Annotated in this window: 14 protein-coding genes and 1 pseudogene; 8 read left to right on the top strand and 7 right to left on the bottom strand. The window is 65.1% G+C overall.

From position 1 onward, the window contains the following. Nucleotides 1–57 precede the first annotated feature (57 nt). Nucleotides 58–3876 carry a DUF3971 domain-containing protein gene (locus D6B98_RS35415; protein ID WP_164719078.1) on the bottom strand — a complete coding sequence of 1273 codons (3819 nt, stop codon included), beginning with the start codon at nt 3874–3876 and terminating at the stop codon, nt 58–60. A 195-nt stretch (nt 3877–4071) separates the two neighbouring features. Here D6B98_RS35415 and D6B98_RS35410 point away from each other — a divergent pair, with 195 nt between their 5' ends. Both D6B98_RS35410 and D6B98_RS35405 read left to right on the top strand, forming a co-directional pair. After that, on the top strand, nt 4072–4764 hold the full coding sequence (locus D6B98_RS35410) for a peroxiredoxin (protein ID WP_126261629.1): 693 nt from the start codon (nt 4072–4074) through the stop codon (nt 4762–4764). Between the two features lie 111 nt (nt 4765–4875). Next, the gene (locus D6B98_RS35405) at nt 4876–6228 is read left to right on the top strand and encodes a M23 family metallopeptidase (protein WP_205680550.1); all 1353 of its coding nucleotides are present in this window, start codon (nt 4876–4878) and stop codon (nt 6226–6228) included. Between the two features lie 16 nt (nt 6229–6244). Here D6B98_RS35405 and D6B98_RS41060 read toward each other — a convergent pair. Then, a pseudogene (locus D6B98_RS41060) lies at nt 6245–6404 on the bottom strand (ABC transporter substrate-binding protein); the annotation flags it as partial. 140 nt (nt 6405–6544) lie between these two features. On the opposite strand from D6B98_RS41060, the gene D6B98_RS35395 reads away from it, so the two are divergent. From D6B98_RS35395 to D6B98_RS35380, 4 genes are read left to right on the top strand one after another with little or no spacing between them, the layout of a single operon-like run. Next, the gene (locus D6B98_RS35395) at nt 6545–6928 is read left to right on the top strand and encodes a hypothetical protein (RefSeq protein ID WP_126261627.1); all 384 of its coding nucleotides are present in this window, start codon (nt 6545–6547) and stop codon (nt 6926–6928) included. 48 nt (nt 6929–6976) lie between these two features. Further along, nucleotides 6977–8662 (top strand): efflux RND transporter periplasmic adaptor subunit, encoded by a 1686-nt coding sequence (locus D6B98_RS35390; protein ID WP_126261626.1) that lies wholly within the window; start codon nt 6977–6979, stop codon nt 8660–8662. A gap of 9 nt (nt 8663–8671) precedes the next feature. Further along, on the top strand, nt 8672–11791 hold the full coding sequence (locus D6B98_RS35385) for an efflux RND transporter permease subunit (protein WP_126261625.1): 3120 nt from the start codon (nt 8672–8674) through the stop codon (nt 11789–11791). 27 nt (nt 11792–11818) lie between these two features. Further along, nucleotides 11819–12190, top strand: a complete 372-nt coding sequence (locus D6B98_RS35380) for a hypothetical protein (protein WP_245481524.1) — start codon at nt 11819–11821, stop codon at nt 12188–12190. A gap of 141 nt (nt 12191–12331) precedes the next feature. On the opposite strand, the gene D6B98_RS35375 is transcribed toward D6B98_RS35380, so the two are convergent. The 5 genes from D6B98_RS35375 to D6B98_RS41545 form a co-directional block, all read right to left on the bottom strand. Further along, nucleotides 12332–13315 carry an NAD(P)-dependent oxidoreductase gene (locus D6B98_RS35375; protein ID WP_245481525.1) on the bottom strand — a complete coding sequence of 328 codons (984 nt, stop codon included), beginning with the start codon at nt 13313–13315 and terminating at the stop codon, nt 12332–12334. After that, nucleotides 13216–14347 (bottom strand): peptide chain release factor 2 gene (prfB, locus tag D6B98_RS35370; RefSeq protein WP_126261623.1). Its coding sequence is split into 2 segments (ribosomal slippage): nt 13216–14277 and nt 14279–14347, totalling 1131 coding nucleotides; the frame shifts between segments, so codons are not numbered across the junction. The genes D6B98_RS35375 and prfB overlap by 100 nt, the downstream gene beginning before the upstream one ends. Before the next feature lie 111 nt (nt 14348–14458). Further along, the gene (locus D6B98_RS35365; RefSeq protein ID WP_126261622.1) at nt 14459–16960 is read right to left on the bottom strand and encodes a penicillin-binding protein 1A; all 2502 of its coding nucleotides are present in this window, start codon (nt 16958–16960) and stop codon (nt 14459–14461) included. A 278-nt stretch (nt 16961–17238) separates the two neighbouring features. Continuing rightward, nucleotides 17239–18534 carry an N-acetylmuramoyl-L-alanine amidase gene (locus D6B98_RS35360; protein WP_126261621.1) on the bottom strand — a complete coding sequence of 432 codons (1296 nt, stop codon included), beginning with the start codon at nt 18532–18534 and terminating at the stop codon, nt 17239–17241. 616 nt (nt 18535–19150) lie between these two features. Then, nucleotides 19151–20023 carry a hypothetical protein gene (locus D6B98_RS41545; RefSeq protein WP_283810184.1) on the bottom strand — a complete coding sequence of 291 codons (873 nt, stop codon included), beginning with the start codon at nt 20021–20023 and terminating at the stop codon, nt 19151–19153. Between the two features lie 21 nt (nt 20024–20044). Between D6B98_RS41545 and D6B98_RS35355 the strand changes: the two genes are divergently transcribed. Both D6B98_RS35355 and D6B98_RS35350 read left to right on the top strand, forming a co-directional pair. Then, nucleotides 20045–22357 (top strand): Rne/Rng family ribonuclease, encoded by a 2313-nt coding sequence (locus D6B98_RS35355; protein ID WP_283810183.1) that lies wholly within the window; start codon nt 20045–20047, stop codon nt 22355–22357. Nucleotides 22358–22461: 104 nt separating this feature from the next. Continuing rightward, complete coding sequence (locus D6B98_RS35350) at nt 22462–23958, top strand: amidase (protein ID WP_126261619.1); 1497 nt, start codon at nt 22462–22464, stop codon at nt 23956–23958. The last annotated feature ends 3 nt before the right edge of the window (nt 23959–23961 follow it).

The raw sequence follows: 23961 nt of genomic DNA, 5'->3' as shown, positions 1-23961 counted from the left end.
ATTCAATGCGATCGTCGTCATGCCCGGGCATGACGACGGAAACGATCGCGCCCGCTCCTACCGCCGCGCGAGGCTGCAACCGCTCGAGAGCTGACGTGTCGAGCCGCCCGAACCGTCGTTCGACTGCGAGGGGAATTCCTCGAACGGCGTGTTCTGCTTACCGGTGTTGAACTCGAAGATCTTGCGGAACACACCCGGCACCATGGCCGAGACCGGATTGACGCGCATCACGGGCGCGGCCGGCGTGCCGATGACCTCGTAGGTCACGCCGATCAGTCCTTCCTTATCGCCACCGCCCAGGAACAGCCCGAGGACCGGGATCTGTCCGAACATGTTGTTCAACCCGTACATCGGCACGAAGGTGCCGCTCATGCAGACCTGGTTGCCGGGATAGTCGATCGAGCCTTCGATGGTGGCGCCGATCATCGGGCCCTTGACGACGCCGTCGCGGATCGTCAGCGCGCCGTTCTGCCGGGTGAACTCGGCGCGGAGAGCACTGAAGGAGACGCCGTTGCCGGTGCCGTTGGGCGCGCCGGCGGCCACGCGTTCGAGCTGCGCCTCGCCCTTCACCGTGAAGTCACGGACGTTGATGAGGCCCTCGCGCGAGGTGTTCGGCTCGGACGTCGGCGGCTCCATCGCCACCACCATCTGGCCGCCGACCGCCTTGGTGTAGGTGTCGGTGAAGCGCAGCAGCGCGCCGGCATCGTTGGTCTGGAGATAGATCACCTCGCGGCTGCCCTGCGCCCGCCCACCGCGCAGATCGGCCGCCACCGGCGTATCGCGGCCGATCTTGCCGCTCAGGCTGAAGGCCTTCATGGCGCCGTTGCGCTTCGACATCTTGGCATCGACGCTGCGCATCGCCTCGCCGTTGAAACCCGCGACGGCACCGAGCTTCACGTCGATGTCGAAATCGACGTTCTTCATCTTGTTGTTCTTGTCGTCTTTGGAATTGCCCGAAATCGCCGATTTCAGGAAGCCGCGGCCGTCGAACACGTCGCCGCGTATGGTGCCCCTGATGACGCCGTCCTGACCACGCTCAGCCTTCAATGCGGTCTTGTCGCCATCGGACGGTGAATAGATCGGGAAGTTCGCGTTCACGAGGTCGCCGTTCGCGTCGACTTCGAGCGAACCCTTGATCGAGGCGCCGCCGCCTTCGATGACGATGTCCTCGAGACGCGTCGATTGCGCGGTCGGCACGACCTTGAAGCTGGCCTTGCCCGACTTGCCCGGCAGCTTGACCCAGCCCGGCAGGATGTTGTCGAGCTTGACCGATGTCAGGTCGGCCTCGACGCCGAGCTTCGTGGTCTGGTCGGGACCGCCGGCGATCTTGCCCGACAGCTTGATCGGCAACGATCCGCTGACGGCGGGGCTGAGATCAAATCCGAGGCGGGCGCGGCTCGCATCGTCCAGCGTCGCCTGCAGCCTGACGTCCGCATCGCCTTCGGTCGGCTTGCGATAGTCGAGCGAGGCCGCCTGCCCGTTGATCTTGACGTCGCCCTTGACCTGATAGCCCTGGTTGTTGGCGACGATCTTGAGGCTGTTGGCCTCCAGCTTCTGGTTCATCACCAGCTTGTCAGCGGCAAAGCCGTTGAGGTCGGCGGTGACGGCATAGATGGTGTCAGCCTTGGTCAATTCGCCCTTGACCGGCAGGCCGAGCTGGATGTTCGCGGTGAATGTCCCCTTGCTGGTGTTGGGATCGACCATTGTCGACGACAGATCGCTCAGGCGATCATTGGCCAGCATTTCAGCCGCCGCGGGCACCGGACCATCGACGCGGAATCTGGTCCGCGACGGCGACGGCTTCGGCGCCATGTCGGGCACCTCGAAGACGAAATCGGAGATCGTGATCTTGCGGCCCGCAGGCGTATCGGCAATGCCCTGGCCGATCGTCACGGTCGCGGTGCGGCCGGTCACGCGCGCCTTCAGATCGGCATCGTGCACGACCGGCATGCCGTCCACGGGACGGACCGCGACGCCGCTCGCCACGATGTTGACCGACAGCCCGTCGTCGGGGATGGGCGGGCCCTTGCGCGGAAGATTCTTCGTCGGCGAATTGATGCCGATCTCGATGCGCTGGAGCGTACCGCGCTCGATCCGGTCGATCACCCATTCGCGCAACTCGGGAACGACCAGCGTCGGCCACATCCGCTTCAGCGCGGAAGCCGACATCGGCGTACCCGCAAAGCCGAGCGTCAGGCGCGGCTCGCCCGAATAGTCGATCGCCCCGGTGCCGGCGACGCCGATCTCGCCATTGCTGATGTCGGCCTGCGTCAGCAGGAAGCGCTTGTGGTCGGTGTCGAAGCGGAATCCGATCGCGATGCGGTTGAAGACGAGCGGCGGCTCGTTGTCGATGCCGCCGAGCAGGATCGACCCGCCGCTGAAGCCGAGCTGCCAGTCGTTGACGGTGCCGTTGGGCGGCTCGAGATGGGCCAGAAGCGTCAGCCGGTTCGCGCCCGACAGGACCTTGAACGGCGCGACCAGCACCCGCCGGTTGGCATCCCACTCGACATTGATCTCGGCCTGGTCGATCGCCATCGGATAGTCGGGCGTGTCGGTATCGATGATATTGCCCGCGCCGACCGCGATCTTGCCGCGGAAGAAGGTCGGCACGCCGTCGCGGCCGAGCTCGCCCTTGAGCTCGCCGGTCAGCGGCAAATCGGCGGTATAGGTGAGATCCTTGACCCGCAGCGCCAAGAGGATGTTGGAGGTCGAGACCTTGTCGGCCTTGATGTCGACCGAGCGCACGCCATTCTCGGCCGGACCGATCGTGGCCCGCAGCATCCAGGGCCGCGCGCCCTCCTCGCCGAGGCTGAGCGTGACGCCGCCGCGGCTCGGCCGGCGCAGGCTGAGCGTGATGTTCTCAAACGACCATTTGCTGCCGCGCTGCTGATCGTCGACGATCAGATTGCCGTTCTTCAGGCCGATCTCGTTGAGGTTCTGGCCGTCCAGACCGGTCATGCTGAGGCTGTCGAGCCAGTCGAGGCCCTGAAGAATGCCGCTCTGCGCGGTCGCCTGGGGCGCGGCCTGGGAAGCGGCTTGAGACGGATCCTGGCCCGCGGGCGGCGTGGCGAAAGGCGGCGGCGGGACGCTGTTGCGCGGGAATGTCGGCGGCAGGCCGGCATCCTTCTTCGAGGCCACGCCGGTGGCCAGCGGCTTTGCGGTGTCGCCGGCCGACACCGTGACAGTGCCGTCGGGCGCGATCCGGATCGCGAGCTCGGCATCGACGAGATTGAGGCTCTCGGCGCGCAGGTGCCCCATCAACAGGCCCGCCCCCGACAGCTTCACCTCGGCCTTCGGCGCGCTGGCGACGATGGCGTGATCGCGGTCGCGGACGATGATGTCACGGATACGGACGGCGATGCGGACCCGCCCGGCCCGCTCGATCTGGGTGCCCCCGATCTCAACCGTGTTGCCGTGACCGATATTGTCCTCGATCGCGGCGGCCAGCCACGGCGTTGCGATGTCGAGATTGATGGGACCGGCGCCGAGCCGCCACCACAGCGCAGCGAAACAGCCGACGAAGATGACGGCGAGAGTCCCGACGACAAGGACGAGGCGCTTCAGCCAGCGATCGGCGGCCAGCCAGCGGCGCAGCGCGCCAAACCCGTCGCCGAAGCGATGAAAGCCCGAGTTGGAACGCGCCAACAGCCGGCGCGCGCGATGGCCCGCGGCCGCCTCCTGATCCGGATCCCAATCGGCGTCGTCCCATTCCTGCGGCTGTTGATCGCCGCGCCGATCGAAGTCCCGATTGTAATCCTGGGGCGACTTATCCCTTGCCATTGCCTCTCGATACAGGCGCCCGTCGTGAGATTGAGCACCGCCGGGACCGCAGCCGCCCCCGGGAAGCAAAGCTCCCCGCGCCGGCACTGCAGCCATACTTCGAATATTCCTGCTGTTCGTCATTTCGCCCCGGGAGCGCGTTCAACGAGCAGTGGGGTGGTGCGTGGAATTCCTTGTAACCATACTCCGGCGTCGTCAGACTTGCCCAGCCAAGGGCGCCAGTCCGGCATACCGGACGAGAGCTGCAATACCGCTTCGGTTGACCCGCCGAAAGCGTCGAAAGGAAGGCGTATGTCCAAGAAATCCCAAAAGAAATCGTCCAAGGCGCCCTCCGGCGGTCCGACGGCTAAAAAGAAGACCCTGAAAGCGCGGGCATCGACTCAAGCAAAGTCCGCAACGATGCAGCGGACACCGGCGAGCAAATCAACCGGGACTTTAGCAAAAGCAGGATCACATAAGGCCGCATCGAAACAGTTAAATTCCTCCAAATCGGCATCCGCGCCCACGACGGCGGCGAAGGCCGGCCTGGCCGAGGGCCAGAAGGCCCCCGCCTTCCGCCTGCCCCGCGACGGCGGCGACGTCGTCACACTGGCGGACTATGCCGGCCAAAAGCTGGTCCTGTTCTTCTACCCCCGCGCCGACACGCCCGGCTGCACCCGGGAGGCGATCGACTTCACCCGCCTCGCCGGCGCTTTCGCGGCCGCCGGCACCGCCGTGCTCGGGATCTCCGCCGATCCGTTAAAGGCCCAGGAGAAGTTCCGCGACAAGCACTCTCTCGGTGTCCCCCTCATCTCGGACGAGCAGCACGAGATGCTGGAAGCCTATGGCGCCTGGGGCGAAAAGTCCATGTACGGCAAGAGCTTCCTCGGAATTCTTCGCACCACGATCCTGGTCGGAGCCGACGGCAAGTTGGCCAGGATCTGGCGCAATGTCCGGGTCGACGGGCATGCCGACGCGGTGCTGGATGCGGCAAGAAGCCTTTAACCAGTCCTTTGAATTCGCCTGTTCCCGTTTCCGGAAAATTAACCATGACCGGCCCAGATTGCTGCGGCAATTAGGGCCGTACGGACTCATCCGACCGGCGCGGGAGTGCCGATGTCGAAAAGTTCTGCCCAATATTCGCAGTACCCCCAACATCATCCGCACGACCATGGCCGGGGCTTCCAACGCCGTCCCGCCGTCGCGGCCGCCGCAGCGATCCCCCTTCCCGCGACCGACGATGCCTACACCATCGTCCATGCCGGCAAGCAGGTCCGCTTCGGGCCCGTGGTGTTCTGGATCGTGGTTGGAACGGTGGTGCTGCTCGGTCTCTGGTCGGCGGCGACCGCCACCTATTTTGCCTTCCGAGACGACGTCCTGACCCGGCTGATCGCCCGCCAGGCCGAGATGCAATACGCCTATGAGGACCGCATCGCCGAGCTGCGCGCCAAGGTCGATCGCACCACCAGCCGGCAGCTGCTCGACCAGGAACAGTTCGACCAGAAGCTCGACCAGATCATGAAGCGCCAGACGGCGCTGGAGTCCCGGGCCACGGCGCTCGGGGCCATGCCCGACGTGACCGGCTCGATTCCCCGTGCGACCCCACAGCGCGGTGATTCAAGCCAGAGCACGCCAAAGCCCTCGCCGATCAGCGACACCGTGATCTTCGTGGCGCCGCCGGATCGTGAGGCGCGGCTCGAATCGCGCGCCCCGGCCGTCGTGGCTCCCCAGGCCAATCAATTTGCGAAGAACCACGGCTTCGACAACGTCCTGGTCCGGCTCACCACCTCGCTCGATCAGGTCGAACGTCGCCAGATGGCGGCGCTCAGCGCCGTCGAGGAAAGCATGGATTCACGCATGCGCCGGATGCGCGGCGTGGTCAGCGATCTCGGTCTCAATCTCGCCAGTCTCGAAGCCGCCGTGCCGCGCAGCGCAATGGGCGGACCCTTCGTTCCCATCAAACTGACCGCCAACGCCGGGCCGTTCGAGAAGCAGCTCAATCGCATCAACATCACCCGCGCCGAGATGGATCGCCTCAACCGCACGCTGGCGCTGGTGCCCTACCGCAAGCCCGTCGTCGGCGAGGTCGAGTTCACCTCCGGCTTCGGCGTCCGCAGCGATCCCTTCCTCGGCCGGCCTGCGATGCATACCGGCCTCGACTTCCGCGCCGCCAGCGGCGATCCGGTTCGCGTCACCGCCAACGGCAAGGTCGTTTCCGCCGGCTGGTCCGGCGGTTACGGCCGCATGGTGGAGGTCGATCACGGCAACGGGCTTTCGACCCGCTACGGCCACCTCTCCGAGATCAACGTCAAGGTCGGCGAGATCGTGAAGATCGGCCAGGTCGTGGGTCTGGTCGGCTCGACCGGTCGCTCCACCGGTCCGCACCTGCATTACGAGACCCGCATTGAGGGCGAAGCAGTGGACCCGCAGAAGTTCTTGCGCGCCGGCGTGCGACTGAGCGCGGGCTAGGGCCGACGCCCGCTGACTATTGGCTGCGCTCGTGGGGGCGACTTCCCCGGCGATGACATCACTGAACCGCTCCCACGCCTGCCCGTTGAACCGCATCAGCTGCATCTGCTCGATCGGGAAATGGGAAAAAATCGTTCGGTTGAGGCGTTGACCACGATGCCCGGCAGCATCAGGTCGCCCCGGCGAGTTTGAGCACCGACGCGACCGAGGTCGCGGTGCTCGCTGGGGGCGCCTTGAAACCGCAGTGAAAATCTCCTAGTCGTTCCCTGTGCTGCACGACCTACCTCAACGCCTTCGCCAGATCGCCAGGACGACCATGTTCCTGGCGATATCGGCCTTTGTGCTTCAAGGCGCCCTCATTTCGGTGTCTCAGGCGGAAGCTGCCTTGGGTGCCATGCCGGAACCGGCGGTCGCCTTGAGCGGTTCCGTGCATTTTCACGATCAACTCGCGGGTCACGTTCACTCGCACGACGGCGACAATGCAGAAGGCCATGTTCACGACGGACCGGACCACGATGATGATGGTGGTCCAAACCTGACCTGGAGCATATTTGGCAGCTCCATCGCGTCGCCCGGATTGGCCGTTCTGGCAACCCCGTTCGCCTTGCTTGGTGGTGTCGAACTGCCGGCCGTGCGGGTCATCGATGGCGTCAGGCCCGAAGGTCTCATCCGACCACCAAGTACCCTCAGCATCGCGTAATTCGGGCGGCCTTTCGGCCGCCGTTTCGCATGCCTGAAGGGATTTTCCATGTTGACGACACAGTCCTGCCCGAAAGGGCAGCTCGCGCGGCTTGGGCTGGCGGTCCTTGCTTGCTTGGCGAGCTTGATCTTTGACTGCGCCGGCTCCTGCGCACATGAGGGCCACGATCACGGACAGACCAACAACGCGGTCTCATCTGCATATCCGAGAGTCGCTGCGCGATCCGAGCTTTACGAGATCGTCGGGATTCTCAGGGACAACCAGCTTTCGATCTACCTAGACGATGCCGTAACCAACGAGCCTGTCGCGGATGCGACCTTGCAGGTGACGGTCGGCGATTCCACCGCCGTCGAGGCCTCGAAGGCAGGAAGCGGTCTCTACACACTCGCCTTGCCTGTTCAGCCGGCCCAATCCGTGGAAGTCATCTTCTCAGTGTCCGCTCAAAAGGGCGACGATCTCCTGGTTGATTCATTGGCTGCGCCGCAGCCGGCCAGCCCGCCTCAAGCGCACGAGCATGGCTGGCTTTCCTCCAGTCGTCTCGTGCCAGCGCTTGCCGTTGGGGCTGCCGGCCTCGCTCTGCTTCTTGGCTATTCAATACGGTCGGGCAGCAGACTTGCGGTGACAGTCTCGGCAGTGGCGTCGACCATAATCGTTGTTCTCGCCGCGAAGTCGTTCGGCGAAAGCCAGACCGGTGCGAACTACCCTCGTCCACCCGAACCACCGGCGCTGAGCGATGCGCCGAGGCGCCTGCAGGACGGCTCCGCCTTTGCCGCCAAACCGACCCAGCGCTTGCTTGATGTACGCACCGCGGTGGCCGAACCGCAGACGATCCGCCCCGCCGTCAACCTGATCGGCCGCGTCATTGCCGATCCGAACCGCAGCAGCATCGTGCAAAGCATCTACGGCGGCCGCGTCATTCCCAATGCTGGCGCGATAGCGCGCATCGGGCAAACGGTCGCGAAAGGCGACGTTCTCATCCAGATCGAGCCCCATTTGCCGATTGCCGACCGCACGACGATTCTCGAAAAGGTCGGCGAGATCGAACAGTTGATGGCGGTCACTGAGAACAAGCTCCGCCGCCTGCGGCCGTTGGCAGAGCGAGGCGCCGTCCCGCAGGGGCAGGTCAACGACCTCGAAAGCGAACTGGAGGGGCTGCAGGCGCGCCGCGAAACCGTTCGCAATTCCCGCACCGGCTTTGAGGAGCTGCGCGCATCCACCGACGGCATCATCACCGCGGCCAAGGTCGTGCCAGGGCAGGTGATTCAGCCGCAAGACGTTCTCTTCCAGATCGCCGACCCCAAGAGCCTGTGGGTTGAAGCGCTGGCCTATGAAGACATCGGGCTGAAGGTTCCTGAAGCGGCGACGGCGATCGCGCCGAACGGACAGACGATTGCGCTGTCTCATGTCGGAACGAGCCGCGCATTGCGGCAGCATGCGTCCGTCGTTCAGTTCGCCATCCAGGAGCCGCCGGCAGGCCTCAACATCGGCCAGCCCCTGAACGTGATGCTTCAGAGCGGCGCGCCCGTTTCCGGCCTGATCTTTCCACGCGACACTGTCGCGCGAAGCAGCAACGGGGAGAACATTGTCTGGCTGCACACGGCCGCCGAGCGCTTCGAGCCACGCCCGGTACGGGTTCTTCCGGTGGACGCAGCACGCGTGCTGATTGCATCGGGCCTCAGCGGAGGTGAGCGGGTTGTCGTCCGCGGCACCGACCTCATCAACCAGATCCGGTAGGAGCCGCGCATGTTCAAGCTCATCGTCACGGCGAGCCTGCGAAATCGCCTGTTCGTACTGACGACTGCTGCCGTGCTTGTTGGTTACGGCCTGTTTGTCCTACCTGGTATTGCTGTTGACGTTTTGCCCGATATCAACCGTCCGACCGTCAACATCCTGACCGAGGCCGAAGGACTGGCCCCACAGGAGGTGGAACAGCTCGTGACGTTCCCGATCGAAATGTCAATGAACGGCATGCCCGGGGTCATCCGGGTCCGCTCAGTCTCTGGCGCGGGACTCTCAATTGTCTATGTCGAGTTCGATTGGGGTGCGGACGTCTACCGGGCCCGACAGTTCGTTTCAGAACGGCTGGCGCTGATCCGCGAGCAGCTACCCTCCGCTGTCAATCCGCAGATGGGGCCGGTGACGTCCATCATGGGTGAAATCATGCTGATCGCTCTGACCAGCGATGGCAGAGCCTCCGCCATGGACGTTCGCGAGATCGCGGACTTCGTCGTCCGCCCGCAATTGATTGCCATTCCGGGAGTGGCCCAGGTCATTCCGATAGGCGGCGAAGTCCGGCAATACCGGGTAACGCCGAACATCGCGACTATGCAGTCCCTTAGCGTCACCCACGACCAGGTCGAGCAGGCGGTGGCCAAGTTCGGCACCAACAGCGGTGGCGGGTTCGTGGACCAGCATGGCCGCGAATATCTCATCCGCAACGTCGGCTTCACTAAGCAAATCGAGGACCTGGGCAACACCGTCGTTGCGACACAGGACAAGCATCCAATCCTGTTGAAGCAGGTCGCAAAGGTGGATTTCGCCCCGCGCACCAAGCGCGGTGACGCCGGCTACAACGGGAAACCGGCGGTGATTGTCAGCGTGATGAAGCAGCCGGCAGCCGACACGGTCGCTTTGACCCGGAATATCGAGACGACGCTCGCGGACTTGCAACGTACTATGCGGTCAGGGATCAGCGTCACCAACGTTCAATTTCGTCAAGCTACGTTCATCGAGACGTCGATCCACAACGTACAGCGGGTCTTGGTCGAGGCGGCGATCGTTGTCGCGGTGGTTCTCTTCATTTTCCTGATGAATGGACGGGCGGCGTTCATTTCGCTCACCGCCATTCCACTGTCCATCCTCGTTACCGCCCTGGTGTTCCGCGCCTTCGGTCTCACGATCAACACGATGACGCTCGGTGGGCTTGCCATCGCCATCGGCGAGCTGGTCGACGATGCAGTGGTGGATGTCGAGAACATCCTGCGGCGCCTGCGGGAGAATGCCGCCTCCACCGCGCCGCGGCCTGTTCTCGAAGTGATCGCTGAAGCGAGCCAGGAAGTCCGCTCCGGCATCGTCTATGCGACCATGATCATCGTCCTCGTATTCGTGCCGCTGTTTGCGCTTCCAGGTATCGAAGGCCGGTTGTTCACGCCACTCGGCATTGCCTATGTGGTGTCGATACTCGCTTCGCTGCTGACTTCGGTGACGGTAACGCCCGTCTTGTCCTACTATCTGCTTTCCGGGCGAACTCATTCAGGCGCGAGCGAAAGTGCTGTCGTGCGAGGGTTGAAGCAGGCGTACCAACGTCTGCTTGGCTGGGCATTCGAGCGGCGCCGACTTGTGCTCGGCTGGGTCGCGGCAGCGGTCGTGATTGCCTTCTACGCAGCGAGCCTCATGCCACGCAGTTTTCTACCGCCCTTCAATGAAGGCACGCTTGTTCTGTCGCTGCAGTACAATCCCGGTATCTCACTCGCTGAATCGCACCGGCTCGGATTGCTGGCCGAGCAATTGATTGCAAAGGTGCCGGAAGTCAAATCCGTCGGCCGCCGCACCGGTCGCGCGGAACTCGACGAGCACGCCGAGGGCGTCCATTACAGCGAGGTCGATGTCGATGTCGTTCGGTCGAAACGCGACAAGGTAGACGTCTACGCGGACATCCGCGAAGCGCTTTCCGGACTGCCGGCTTCGGTTGCCATCGGGCAGCCCATCAGTCACCGGCTCGATCATCTGCAGTCGGGGATTCGCGCCCAAATCGTGCTCAAGATCTACGGTCAGGACATCGAGACGCTGCGCCGCCTGGCCGAAACCTCGCGCCAGCGCCTTTCGACAATTCCGGGGCTGGTCGATCTCCAGGTCGAGAAGCAGGTTCTCATTCCGCAGGTGCGGGTTCAGGTCGATCATGCCCGCGCCGCCCTTCACGGTTTGACTCCGGCAGCGATCACGCAGGCGCTCGATACGCTGTCAAACGGCCGAAAGGTCTCCCAGATCGTTGACGGCAATCGTCGCTTCGACGTCGTGATGCGCCTTTCAGAGCAGGATCGTTCGACGACGGGATTGCAGAACCTACTCATACCAGCCGGAATTGAATTCGTCCCGCTGAGCGCGCTGGCTGAGGTTGTCGAGACGGATGGTCCAAATCAGATTCAGCGCGAGGGAACCCAGCGCCGGATCGTCGTTTACGGTAACGGCGACGGCCGCCGCGACATTGCCGACATCGCCGCCGACATCCAAAGAGCTGTTTCGCAGCTGGATTTCCCGCAAGGCTACACCACCAAGCTCGAGGGCGCATTCCAGGCGCAACAAGAGGCCTCCTGGCGCATCGGCATCTTGTCGCTTGCATCTCTAACGATGATCTTCATCGTGCTCTACAGCCGGTATCGATCGGTTGTCCTGGCGCTCATCATCATGGGCGGCATTCCGCTGGCCCTGATCGGCAGCGTGGCTGGTCTTAAGATCGCCGGTCAGCCGCTGTCGGTGGCTTCGATGATCGGGTTCATCACGCTGGCAGGCATCTCTGCGCGTAACGGCATCCTCAAGATTTCCCACTACATCAATCTAGCCGTCCACGAAGGGGAGCGTTTCGGGACTGGCCTGATCCTTCGAGGCAGCATGGAACGCCTCAGCCCCGTCTTGATGACGGCACTTTGTGCCGGACTTGCTCTGACCCCGCTCCTGATCGGCGCGGACGAACCGGGCCGCGAGATCCTGCATCCGGTCGCCGTCACCATTTTCGGTGGTCTGCTGAGCACCACGACGCTCGATGCCCTCGTGACCCCCATCTTGTTTCTGATGCTCGGCAAGAAACCGCTGGACCGCCTAGTGGCCGAACGCGCTGCAACGCTCACCCCTGCGGAAGCCTACTGATCCCGCGCCAACCAAAGGAGACCGACAATGCGAAAGTACATCTTCCCGGCCATTTTCACCGCGATCGCGGCCATGACCCAACTTGCTGCGGCACAGACAAGGGGCAGCAACGGCGGTCCGGTCGTCAAGTCGCAAGGGCACCCGATCGAGTTTGTGCGGAAGGGTTTGGATATCCTTTTCTATGTGGGAGACGACGACGGCTCGCCGCTTTCGACAAAGGACATGCGCGGACGCGCGACAATTCAAGAAGGTGGCAAGACGGTGACAGTTCCACTTGCCCCCGCCAGCCCGAACATGATGACCGGAAAGCTTCTAGCAGAACCTTCGCCAAAGGCGATCGTCGTCTTTTCGGGAAGTCTGCACGGGCACTCACTGACTGCAAGGTATGCAGGCGAATAGCGGGTGCCCACGGTCAAACTTCGTAAGGTCTGTTTTCTGGCGCAGCGGACTTGGCGTTGAGTGCGCAAACGCGCCGCTATCCGGGCAGAGCGGACCTAACGTGATATGCAGCGCGGGTTTATGAGTACACGCGCTAGGTTCCTAGGGTGCCCTCTTCGGCCGCGACACCAGCTCGATCATCCTGCCTTCGTCGTCATCAGGCATCGCCGCCTTGGCCTGCGCGTAGGCCTCAACCGCGGCGCGCGCGACCAGCGGCTTGCCCGCCAGGAGGCTCTCCGCCAGCTTCACGGCATAGGCCGCATCCTTGTGCCGCAGCGCCGCGGTGAAGGTCGCGCCGGAGAAATCGCGGGCGACCATGCGCTTGGAATGACGCGTGACCTGCGGGCTTGCGGCGACGCCCGCCTGGATCGACTCCAGCACCAGGTTCATGTCGAGGCCGGCCTGCTCGGCGATCGCGAGCCCTTCGGCGAGGCCGGCGATCTGGATCGCGCCCATGAGATTGTTGATGAGCTTGTAGACGGTGCCGGAGCCGACCGCGCCGAAATGGCGAATGGTCGAGCCGATCGGTTCGAGATAGGGCCGCGCACGTTCGAGATCGGCTGCGTCGGCGCCGACCAGCAGCGTCAGTTTCCCGGCGGCCGCCGCGTCCGGCAATCCCGTCACGGGGCAGTCGATGTAGATCAACCCGCGCGCATTCAGCTCGCGGCCCATCTCGCGGGCATGGTCATAGGAGACGGTCGAGCATTCGATCGCGATGGTGCCGGACTTGGCGGTCTTGGCCGCGCCCTTCGGCCCAAGCCAGACCGCGCGCGAGGCCTCGTCGTCGGCGACCATGGTCACGACGGCGTCGGCATCGATCGCGGCATCCTCCGGCGAGGTCGCCCAATGCGCGCCGCGCGCGATCAGGTCTTCCGCTTTTGCCCTGCTGCGATTCCACAGCATCACCGTGAAGCCGGCATCGAGATAGCGGCCAGCCATGCCGTGCCCCATCCGCCCCAATCCGATGAAGGCGACGCGGGGCATGGCTAGTCCACGTCCTCGATCTCGCCGGTCGTGGTGCCGAACGCGCGCTGTGCCAGCGTCGCGGCCATGAACTCGTCGAGCTCGCCGTTGAGCACGCCGGATGTGTCGGAAGTCTGCACGCCGGTGCGCAGATCTTTCACCATCTGGTAGGGCTGCAGCACATAGGAGCGGATCTGGTGGCCCCAGCCGATATCGGTCTTGGCGGCCTGGTCGGCGGCGGCCTTCTCCTCGCGCTTCTTCAGCTCGATCTCGTAGAGGCGCGCGCGCAGCATGTCCCAGGCCTGTGCCCGGTTCTTGTGCTGGGAGCGGCCGGCCTGGCAGACCACGGCAACGCCGGTCGGAATATGCGTCAGGCGCACCGCGGATTCGGTCTTGTTGACGTGCTGACCGCCGGCGCCGCCCGACCGCATCGTATCGACGCGAACGTCGGATTCCTTGATGTCGATCTTGATGCTGTCGTCGATGACGGGAAACACCTGCACGCTGGAGAACGAGGTGTGCCGCCGCGCATTGGAATCGAACGGCGAGATGCGGACGAGGCGGTGCACGCCGGCTTCCGTCTTCAGCCAGCCATAGGCGTTGTGGCCGGAGACCTGGATGGTCGCCGACTTGATACCGGCCTCTTCGCCCTCGGACTCTTCGAGATATTCGACCTTGAAGCCGTGCGTTTCGGCCCAGCGCGTGTACATGCGCAGCAGCATCTGCGCCCAGTCCTGGCTCTCGGTGCCGCCGGCGCCGGCGTGGACCTCGAGATAGGAATCGAAGCGGTCGGCTTCGCCCGACAGCAGCGCCTCGAGCTCGCGCCGCGCCACTTCCTTCTTCAGGTTCTTCAGCGCAGCTTCGGCCTCGGCGACGACGCCGTCATCGCCCTCGGCCTCGCCGAGCTCGATCATGCCGATATCGTCTTCGAGCTCCTGCTCGACCTTGCCGATACCGGAGAGCGAATCCTCAAGCGAGGTCCGCTCCTGCATCAGCTTCTGGGCCTTCTGGGGATCGTTCCAGAGGTTGGGATCTTCTGCGAGCTTGTTCAGCTCAGCGAGGCGGGCCGTCGATTTCTCGACGTCAAAGATGCCTCCTCAGCAGCCCGACCGACTGCTTGATCTCTTCTACCAACCGTTCGATTTCGGCGCGCATGTGGGTCTCTGGTCTCGCGGAATTGGTCCCGCGTGCAATTGAGATCGGGATGTAGCGGCGGCGGCTGCAAAGCGCAACCGCCGGAACCGCGATCGTGTGTGTTATCCGGCCTTAGTAAAGCCCGCCGGTGCCGGGCCGCATGAAGAAGCCGGAATCGGGCTGCTGCTGCTGCGAGGCCGGCATGCGCCCGTCGGCGTCGGCCACGCCGATGACCGAATAATTGTCCGGCGGCGCCGTGCCCGGCTTGAAGGCTTCGAGGATGGTGCCGCCGGTCTCGCCGGGACCGGCGCGCATGCCGGTCTTGGAGGCGACGCGGACGAGCTTGATGCCGGCCGGCACCTTGAACGGAACCGCAGGCTTGTCGGCGAGCGCGAGCTTGAGGAAATCGCGCGCGATGGGAGCCGCCAGATGGCCGCCGGTTGCGGCATTGCCTTTGCCGAGCGGGCGCGGCTTGTCGTAGCCCATATAGATGGCGACGGCGATGTCGGGCGAGAAGCCGACGAACCAGGCATCCTTGGCCTCGTTGGTGGTGCCGGTCTTGCCGGCGACCGGCTTGCCGACGTCCTTGACCACGGTCGCGGTTCCGGCCTGGACCACGCCCTCCATCAGTTCGGTGATCTGGTAGGCGGTCATGGAATCCAGCACCTGCTCGCGGCGGTCGATCAGCTGCGGCTCGGCCTGGTTCTTCCAGCCGCCCGGCGCGTCGCAGCCGCGGCATTCGCGCTGGTCGTGCTTGAAGATGGTGCGGCCGTAACGGTCCTGGATACGGTCGATCAGCGTCGGCTTCACGCGGCGGCCGCCATTGGCGAGCATCGAGTACGCCGTGACCATGCGCATCGCCGTCGTTTCGCCGGCGCCGAGCGCATAGGAGAGATAGTTCGGCAGTTCGTCATAGACTCCGAAGCGGCGGGCATATTCGCCGATCAGCGGCATGCCGATGTCCTGCGCAAGGCGCACCGTCACCGTGTTGAGGGATTGCCGCAGCGCGTTGCGCAGCGTCACCGGTCCCTGGAATTTGCCCGAGGAGAAGTTTTCCGGGCGCCATACGCCGGCGCCCTGCCCCTGATCGATTTCGATCGGAGCATCGAGCACGACGGTCGAGGGCGTATAGCCGTTGTCGAGCGCGGCCGAATACACGATCGGCTTGAACGACGAACCCGGCTGCCGATAGGCCTGCGTGGCGCGGTTGAACTGGCTCTGATCGAACGAGAAGCCGCCGACCATTGCGAGCACGCGGCCGGTCCAGGGATCCATCGCCACCATCGCGCCGGACACTTCGGGGATCTGGCGCAGGCGGTACTGGCCCTCGACAGGCTGGCCGTCCTTGTAGAGCGGATCGGCGTAGATCACGTCGCCCGGCTGCAGCACCTGCGACACTGCCGTCGGCGTCTTGCCCTTGGTTCCGCCTTGCGCGGCTCGCGCCCATTTGACGCCGTCGACCGTGATGATGCCGGTCTCGCGCTGCTTGCTGACGGCGCCGCCAAGCTCGCGGCTCGGCTGGAAGCCGATGCGCGCCGACTGGTCGCTGGTTTCCAGCACGACCGCCATGCGCCAAGGCGAGATGTCGGAGAGCGACTTGATCTCGGCGAGCTTGACGCCCCAGTCACCCGAGACGTCGAGCTTGCTCATGGCACCGCGATAGCCTTGCTGCTCGTCATAGTTCACGAGGCCGGTGACCATCGCCTTGCGGGCCATGACCTGGATCTTCGGATTCAGCGTGGTGCGGACCGACAGGCCGCCTTCATACAGCTTCTTCTCGCCGTAGCGCTCGAAGATGTCGCGGCGAACTTCCTCGGCGAAATATTCGCCGGCGAAAGTGTGAGCGCCGTTGGAACGGCTGGTGACGGCGAGCGGCTCCTTGCGCGCCTTGTCGGCGTCGGCCTGCTTGATCCAGCCGTTCTCGAGCAGACGATCGACGACATAGTTGCGGCGCTCGATGGCGCGGTCACGGTTGCGGACCGGATGCAGGGTCGCCGGCATCTTCGGCAGCGCCGCCAGATAGGACGCTTCCGCCACGGTCAGCTCGTTCACCGACTTGTCGAAATAGACCAGCGACGCGGCCGCGATGCCGTAGGCACCGAGACCGAGATAGATCTCGTTCAGATACAGCTCGAGGATCTTGTCCTTCGAATAGGTCTTCTCGATGCGCATCGCCAGCAAGGCTTCCTTGATCTTGCGGGCGAACGAGACCTCGTTGGTCAGAAGGAAGTTCTTGGCGACCTGCTGGGTGATGGTGGAGGCGCCCTGCGGACGGCGGTTCGAGCCGTAGTTCTGGATGTAGACCAGACCCGCGCGCGCCATGCCGGTGTAGTCGATGCCGCCATGTTCGTAGAAATTCTTGTCCTCGGCCGCGAGGAACGCGTTGATCACGAGCTTGGGTACCGCCTGGATCGGCAGATAGAGGCGCCGCTCCTTGGCGTATTCGCCGACCAGCGAGCCGTCGACCGCGTGCACGCGGGTCATCACCGGCGGCTCGTAATCCTGAAGCTGAGAGTAGTCAGGCAAGTCCTTGGAGAAATGCCAGATCAAGCCTGCCACGGCCCCGACACCGACAAGGAACACCACTGTTCCCGCGGCGAACAGGAAGCCCATGAACCGCACCAGCAAGCGCATTATCTGTTTATCCGTTCAAAGTCTGGATCAGCCCAGTATCGACCCCTTGGCACCCCAAACTGGCACCAACCTCACGTCGCGAATTCGCCGGCTACACAATACCATCAAGTGCCGGACTTAAGACGCTTGCCGAACAGGATTCTCGCCGATTCCGGAACCCCCTGCGGCGTTTTTTATAAAGCGCCCGCTGTGGCCAAACTAGGGCCTTTGCGAGGGGGCGGAAAACCCCTTTCAGTTCGAAAATCCCCGGGGTCGTCAATCTGACGATCCCAGGGTCGTCAGTTTGACGATCCCGCCGTGGCCATCCGTTTGGTCAAAAACCCATCGATTGCCTGCGCCATCGAGCCCACGGCACGGGACCGCCAGCCCTCGGAGACCAGATGCTCGAGGTCGCCCTTGTTGGAGACGTACCCGATCTCGACCAGCACCGACGGCACGTCGGGCGCCTTCAGGACCCGGAAGCCGGCCGACTTCAGGGGATGCTTGTGCATCCGCACCGTTGACTTCATTTCACCCATCAAGAGGCGGGCGAAACGGTTTGAAAAAGTGCGGGTTTCCCGCTGCGTGAGGTCGATCAGGATGTCGGCGACGTCGGTCGGCTCCTCGGCGAGGTTGAAGCCGGCGATCGCATCGGCCCGGTTTTCCGCATCCGCCAGCCGCTGGGCCTCGGCGTCGGACGCCTTGTCGGACAGCGTATAGATGGTCGCGCCCTGCGCATCGCCCTCGGCCCGCGGCAGCGCATCGGCATGGATCGAGACGAACAGCGCCGCCTTGTGATTGCGGGCGATCTTGGTCCGGTCATTGAGGGGAATGAAGGTGTCGTCGTCCCGCGTCATGACCACACGGTACTTGCCGGCCTTCTCCAGTTTGTCGCGGAGCGCCAACCCGAAAGCCAGCACCAGGTTCTTCTCGCTCTCGCCGCTCGACTGCGTGCCATTGTCGATGCCGCCATGGCCGGGATCGATCACGACCACCGGGCGGCCGTCGGCCTTCTGCTGCGCCGTTTCCGGGGCTGCGGTCGCGGGACCCGTTGCAGGCTGCGCCTCGGCGATCGTGGGCCGCAGCTCGGGGCGGTTTTCGGGCGCGAGCGCCTGCACGAAGGCGGCCCGGTCGGCCTCCTCGAACTCCAGCACAAGCCGGGCCGGCTGGCCGTTGGCCGCCTCGACCACGTAGGACTTGGCGATCTTGGCCGGTCCCGTCAGGTCGAACACGATTCGCGAGCCGCCGGGCATGACGAGCCCATAGCGGAAGGCCTTGACCAGTCCGCGCCCCGCGGCCCCCGTGCCGGCGGGCAGCTGAAAATTGACCTGGGGCACGTCGACGACGACCCGGTACGGGTCAGCCAGCGTGACGGCGCGGAAGGTAACGGCCTGGTTGATGTCGAGAATGAAGCGGGTCTGCTTGCCGTCACCGGCCAGCCGCGCGGCCGAGGCGATTGGAAAATTCGCCGCTGCAACAGCGGGTTGTGGCTGGCTTTCCGCGGCCCGCAGGCGCGAGGAATCAGCCCATGGCAACGCTGCAGCGCACAACAGTGCGCATCCCAGCAAAACCCGTTGATTTGTGCGGCTCGCCACCGATTCCGTGCCTCCGAGCAGCCCCTTTTAACGCAATAGAACCACAGGGTTAATCGATCCCTAATGACGGAAGTGCGAAACTCTCTGACTGTGACCGCCGTGCGACGCTCCCTTGCACGGATGGCTCATTCCTCGTATGTACGGAATGCTGACGGCCGATATTTTCGGTTGTGTCGCATTCAGCCTCCCGGTGCAGCGCCGGAACTCTCAAGGTTTGGGAATTCCAGCGTTTTCCGTTTCCCTCTAAGGCCAGCGCGGTGCGCGGCAGCGGGTGGAACGGGTCAAGCGTCGGCGGCGGAACGGTCCCGGATTACCACTCACGTTGCCGGGACGGTTCTGACAGCGACGTAACCCATTACCCGGTCCCTTGATCCCAAGGGAGCGGTTCGTGATCCCCAAGGCGAGCGCGCTCGCGCCATGCCTGGCCAGCAGCAACTGATTGAAGGGCGGCCTCGCCGCCCAATGTTTCATACGGGCCGACGCTTGATGCGCCAGACTGTGCCGACGAATTCTGAAGGACCATTCGCGACGCTGCGGAGTGAAAATCCCGCGCGCCGCAATGGTCCTGAAGCTTCCGGTCCGGCAAGGCGCGAGAGACGGCGTTTCGGCCTTCCCCTCACCCCCGAATCAGGTGGACCGTCGCGTCACCCGGCGGCGCGATACGCGCCCACGGTGAATCGCGCCCGCCGCCGCCAAGAGTTAAGACATGCCCAACAAGATGTTGATCGACGCCACCCACCCGGAAGAGACCCGGGTCGTCGTGGTCCGCGGCAATCGCGTCGAAGAGTTTGATTTCGAGACCGCGCAACGCAAGCAACTGCGCGGGAATATCTACCTCGCCAAGGTCACAAGGGTCGAACCCTCGCTCCAGGCCGCCTTCGTCGAATATGGCGGCAACCGCCACGGCTTCCTCGCCTTCAGCGAAATCCATCCCGACTATTACCAAATCCCGGTCGCCGACCGGCAGGCGCTGATCGAGGCCGAGGAACAGGCCCATCGCGAGGCCGAAGAGGAGAGCGAGAACCGCTCTCACGGGCGCCGCCGTTCGCGCCACCGCAATGCCCGCCGCCGCGGTCACGGCGAGCGCGTGCGCAGCGACATCGTCGAGGGCCTCGACGCCGGTGCCGATCCCGCCGCCCAGCCGATCGAGGGCGCGGCGCAAGTGGAGCATGGCGAGGGTGCCTTGCACGAAGGCGAGCATCTGCATGCCGATGCCGAGCATCACGGCGAGCACGAAAGCCACGACCACGACCATACCGGACATGATCATGGCGAGCATGATCACGACGATCGTCATGCCCATCATGACGAGCACGCCCACGATCACGACCATGGTCACGATCATCGCGATCACGATCATCAGCACGACCATCACGACCACGATCATGCCGACGAGACGCCCGCGCCTGTCGCGGCCGTCGGCGCCGAGCCCGTGGTCGCGACCGGGACTGTTGCCGAGCCGCAGGAGGCCGCCCTTTCCGAAGCGCATGCCGAGGCCCTCGCCGAAGCCGTGACCGCTGCCGCTGAGCCGGCCGACGCCGTGTACGGCGAGAGCACCGAGGCGCCGCATGCCGAAGCCGGGGACGCAGCCGGCGAAGACGACGAAGACGAGGATGAGGACGAGGACGGCGAGGAAGCCGAAGAGGAAGTCGTCGAATCCGTCGGCGGCGACGACGTGCTGGAGGAAGTGCCGGAGCGCACGTTCCGCCCGCGCCGCCAGTACAAGATCCAGGAAGTCATCAAGCGTCGCCAGGTGATGCTGGTGCAGGTCGTCAAGGAAGAGCGTGGCAACAAGGGCGCTGCGCTGACGACCTATCTGTCGCTCGCCGGCCGCTATGCCGTGTTGATGCCGAACACCGCGCGGGGCGGCGGCATCAGCCGCAAGATCACCAGCGCCCAGGACCGTTCCCGCCTGAAGGAAGTGGTGCAGGATCTCGACGTGCCCGAGGGCATGGGCATCATCCTGCGCACGGCCGGCGCCGCCCGGACCAAGCCCGAGATCAAGCGCGACTTCGAATATCTGATCCGGATGTGGGAGACGGTGCGCGACCTCACGCTGAAGTCGCAGGCCCCGACCCTCGTCTACGAGGAAGGCTCGCTGATCAAGCGCTCGCTGCGCGACCTCTACAACAAGGAGATCGACGAGATTCAGGTGGCCGGCGAGTCCGGCTACCGTGAAGCGCGCGACTTCATGAAGATGCTGATGCCCGCCAATGTCAGCGCGGTGAAGCAATATCGCGACGGCCAGCCGTTGTTCTCGCGCATGGGCGTCGAGAGCCAGCTCGACGCGATGTTCTCGCCGACCGTGCAGCTGCGCTCCGGCGGCTACATCGTGATCAACCAGACCGAGGCGCTGGTCTCGATCGACGTCAACTCCGGCCGATCGACGCGCGAGCACCATATCGAGGACACCGCGCTGAAGACCAACCTGGAGGCGGCCGAAGAGGTCGCCCGCCAGCTTCGCCTGCGCGACCTCGCCGGCCTGATCGTCATCGACTTCATCGACATGGACGAGAAGCGCAACAACCGTGCGGTCGAGCGCAAGCTGTCCGACTGCCTCAGGCAGGATCGCGCGCGCATCCAGGTCGGACGCATCTCGCATTTCGGCCTGCTCGAGATGTCGCGCCAGCGCATCCGCGCCAGCGTGCTCGAGAGCTCGACCGATCCGTGCCCGCATTGTGGCGGCACCGGCCATGTCCGCTCGGTGTCCTCGGTGGCGCTCCAGCTGCTGCGCGGCCTCGAAGAGATCCTGATGAAGGGCGCGACCCATAATCTCGTGGTCCGCACCCGCACCGACGTCGCGCTCTATGTGCTGAACCACAAGCGCGGCCACCTGCGCGACCTCGAGAACGGCTTCAAGGTGACGCTGTCGGTGATTGCCGATCAGTCCGTCAGCGGACCTCAGGCTTACGTGATCGACCGCGGCGAGCAGGTGCATACGCTGGAAGCCGCCAAGGCGCTGCTTGCGGCGCAGGCGGCTGCGAGCCCGCCGCCGCTGCCCGAAGAGCCCTACGACGATGAGGACGCCTTCGACATCGAGACCGAATCCGAGGTCGAAACCGAGGAGACCGAAGGTCTCGCCGAGGAGCAGGCGTCCGGCGAAGCCGCGTCCGACCAGGACGGCCAGCGCCGCAAGCGCCGCCGTCGCCGCCGCGGCCGCGGTGGCCCGCGCGACGGCGAGTTGCGCGAGGATAGTCCTCCCACGCTTCCCGAGGCGGCCGTCGCGGCCGGCGAAGTCGAGGACGATGCCGAGTCCGAGCAGGACGGCGAGGAAGGCGAGGAACAAGCGGCCCGTGGTGAGCAGCAGGGCAGCGGCGAACGCCGGCGCCGGCGCGGGCGCCGCGGCGGGCGCCGCCGTCGCGGTGGCGGCGAGGAAGGTCTCGCCGGCTCGATCAGCGACGAACTCGGCACCAATCAGCCATCGGAAGCTGCCGACGCAGTCGCCGATTTCGACGGCTTCGGCAATGAGGCTGCGCCCTCGATCGCGCAAGCCGAGCACAGCACTGAACCGCAAGCCTCGCAGCCGGAACCGCGCGCCGAGGTGCAGACCGAGGTGTCTGCCCAGCCCGAGCCCGTTGCCGCGGTTGCCGCGGAGGAAGAGCCCGTCGACGACAAGGCCGCACGGCGCCGCTCCACGGTGCGCGAAAAGGTGAGCTTCCTGTCGAGCAGCCCGAGCGAGCCGGCAACGCCGGTCGTGCAGGCGGCCGAGCCGGTCACGCCGCCCGCCCCGGCAGCCGAACCCGCGCCGCAATCGGCAAGCGAAACGCCCGCCGCGCCGCGCCGCGCCGGCTGGTGGTCCCGCCGTTTCGGCGGCGGCGAATAAGACCGAACATCCAAATGCAAAACGCCCGGCACCGGCCGGGCGTTTTTATTTCGCCGTTGTGCCGATGTGCTAAGCCGTTGTCGCAATCTGAAAGGGGACCGGCATTGTCGGAGCTTTGCGATTCCAGCGCCGTCGAACTGCGCCGCCTGTTGGCCGCCCGGGCGATCTCGCCCGTCGAGTTGCTCGACGCCTGTCTGTCCCGCATCGCCGCGATCAACCCCGCAGTCAACGCCGTCGTGACGCTGGACGAGCCGGGCGCACGCGCCGCCGCCAAGGCGGCCGAAGCCGCCATTCTGCGCGGCGAGGATCGCGGTGCTCTGCACGGCCTTCCCGTTCTCATCAAGGACACCCAGGACACCGCCGGGATGCGCTCCACCTATGGCAGCCCGCTGCTGAAGGATAACGTCCCGGCTGCCGACCAGGGCTCGGTCGCGCGCCTGCGCGCCGCGGGCGCCATCATCTTCGGCAAGACCAACACGCCGGAATGGGCGGCGGGCGGCAACACCCGCAATCCCGTATTCGGCGCGACCGGCAATCCCTTCGATCCCCTGCGCTCGGCGGCGGGCTCCTCCGGCGGCTCGGCGGTGGCGCTCGCCTGCGGCATGGCTCCGCTCGCCTCGGGCTCGGACACCGGCGGCTCCCTGCGCAATCCGGCAGGCTTCGCCGGCATCGTCGGCATGCGTCCGTCCTACGGCCTCGTGGCCAGCGAGAAGCGTGCGTTCGGCTGGTCCAATCTGTCGACCGACGGGCCGATGGCGCGGAACGTCGCCGACACTGCGCTGATGCTGTCGGTGATGGCGAGCGATGACGCCCGCGATCCGCTCGCCTATACGCTGCCCGGCGAGCCCGTGCGCGCTCGCGCCGAGCGCTGGGCCGGTCCGCACCCCGCAGAGCTCGGCAAGCTGCGCCTCGCCTTCACCGAGGATTTTGGCTTCGCCCCGACCGAAAAGGCGATCCGGCGCGTGTTCCGCGCACGGGTGAAGAAGCTGGCGCCGCTGTTCGCGGAATCCCGCGAGGCGACGCCGGATTGCTCCGGCGCGGACGACGCCTTCGCCGTGTTGCGCGCCGGCCTGTTCCTGGCCATGCACGGCAAGAACTACAAAGAACGTCGCGAGATGCTCGGCCCCAATGTCCGCGCCAATGTCGAGGAAGGGCTCGGCTACACGCTCGAGGACCATGCGCGGGCCACGGCGACGCAGACGCGGATCTATCGCGCCTATCAGAGCTTCTTCGAAACCTGTGACGTGCTGATCAGTCCGACCATTACGCTGAGCCCGCGGCCGTGGTCGGAGCCTCATCCCGCTGAGATCGACGGCGTGCCGACCCGGTCCTACTTCCACTGGCTCGCGCTGGCCTACGCCGTCACGCTCCCTGGTCATCCCGCGATCAGCATTCCGCTCGGCCTCGATGAAGCCGGACTGCCGTTCGGCCTCCAGATCATCGGTCCACGCGGCGGCGACGCCATCGTGCTCTCGGTCGCCGCGGGCATCGAGGCCGCGTTCGCAGGCGATGCGCAATTGTGCCGGCCCGTCCCGGATCTGGCGCGGCTTGCCGCGGCGCCGCCGCTGTCCGCTGCCCCCGGCTTCCTCACTTGGGAATAACTT

This window comes from Bradyrhizobium sp. LVM 105 (assembly GCF_003957705.1).
Taxonomy (GTDB): Bacteria; Pseudomonadota; Alphaproteobacteria; order Rhizobiales; family Xanthobacteraceae; genus Bradyrhizobium; species Bradyrhizobium frederickii.
Note: the sequence above shows the minus strand (reverse complement) of the source record. Positions and strands in the feature narration are given on the sequence as shown.

What these genes read in the sequence shown, in the direction of transcription:
- D6B98_RS35415 (WP_164719078.1), bottom strand. Translation starts at nt 3,876, where the DNA reads ATGGCTGCAGTGCCGGCGCGGGGAGCTTTGCTTCCCGGGGGCGGCTGC.
- D6B98_RS35410 (WP_126261629.1), top strand. Translation starts at nt 4,072, where the DNA reads ATGTCCAAGAAATCCCAAAAGAAATCGTCCAAGGCGCCCTCCGGCGGT.
- D6B98_RS35405 (WP_205680550.1), top strand. Translation starts at nt 4,876, where the DNA reads ATGTCGAAAAGTTCTGCCCAATATTCGCAGTACCCCCAACATCATCCG.
- D6B98_RS35395 (WP_126261627.1), top strand. Translation starts at nt 6,545, where the DNA reads ATGTTCCTGGCGATATCGGCCTTTGTGCTTCAAGGCGCCCTCATTTCG.
- D6B98_RS35390 (WP_126261626.1), top strand. Translation starts at nt 6,977, where the DNA reads ATGTTGACGACACAGTCCTGCCCGAAAGGGCAGCTCGCGCGGCTTGGG.
- D6B98_RS35385 (WP_126261625.1), top strand. Translation starts at nt 8,672, where the DNA reads ATGTTCAAGCTCATCGTCACGGCGAGCCTGCGAAATCGCCTGTTCGTA.
- D6B98_RS35380 (WP_245481524.1), top strand. Translation starts at nt 11,819, where the DNA reads ATGCGAAAGTACATCTTCCCGGCCATTTTCACCGCGATCGCGGCCATG.
- D6B98_RS35365 (WP_126261622.1), bottom strand. Translation starts at nt 16,960, where the DNA reads ATGCGCTTGCTGGTGCGGTTCATGGGCTTCCTGTTCGCCGCGGGAACA.
- D6B98_RS41545 (WP_283810184.1), bottom strand. Translation starts at nt 20,023, where the DNA reads ATGCGCTTCGGAAAGGGCGGCCTCCTGCGGCTCGGCAACAGTCCCGGT.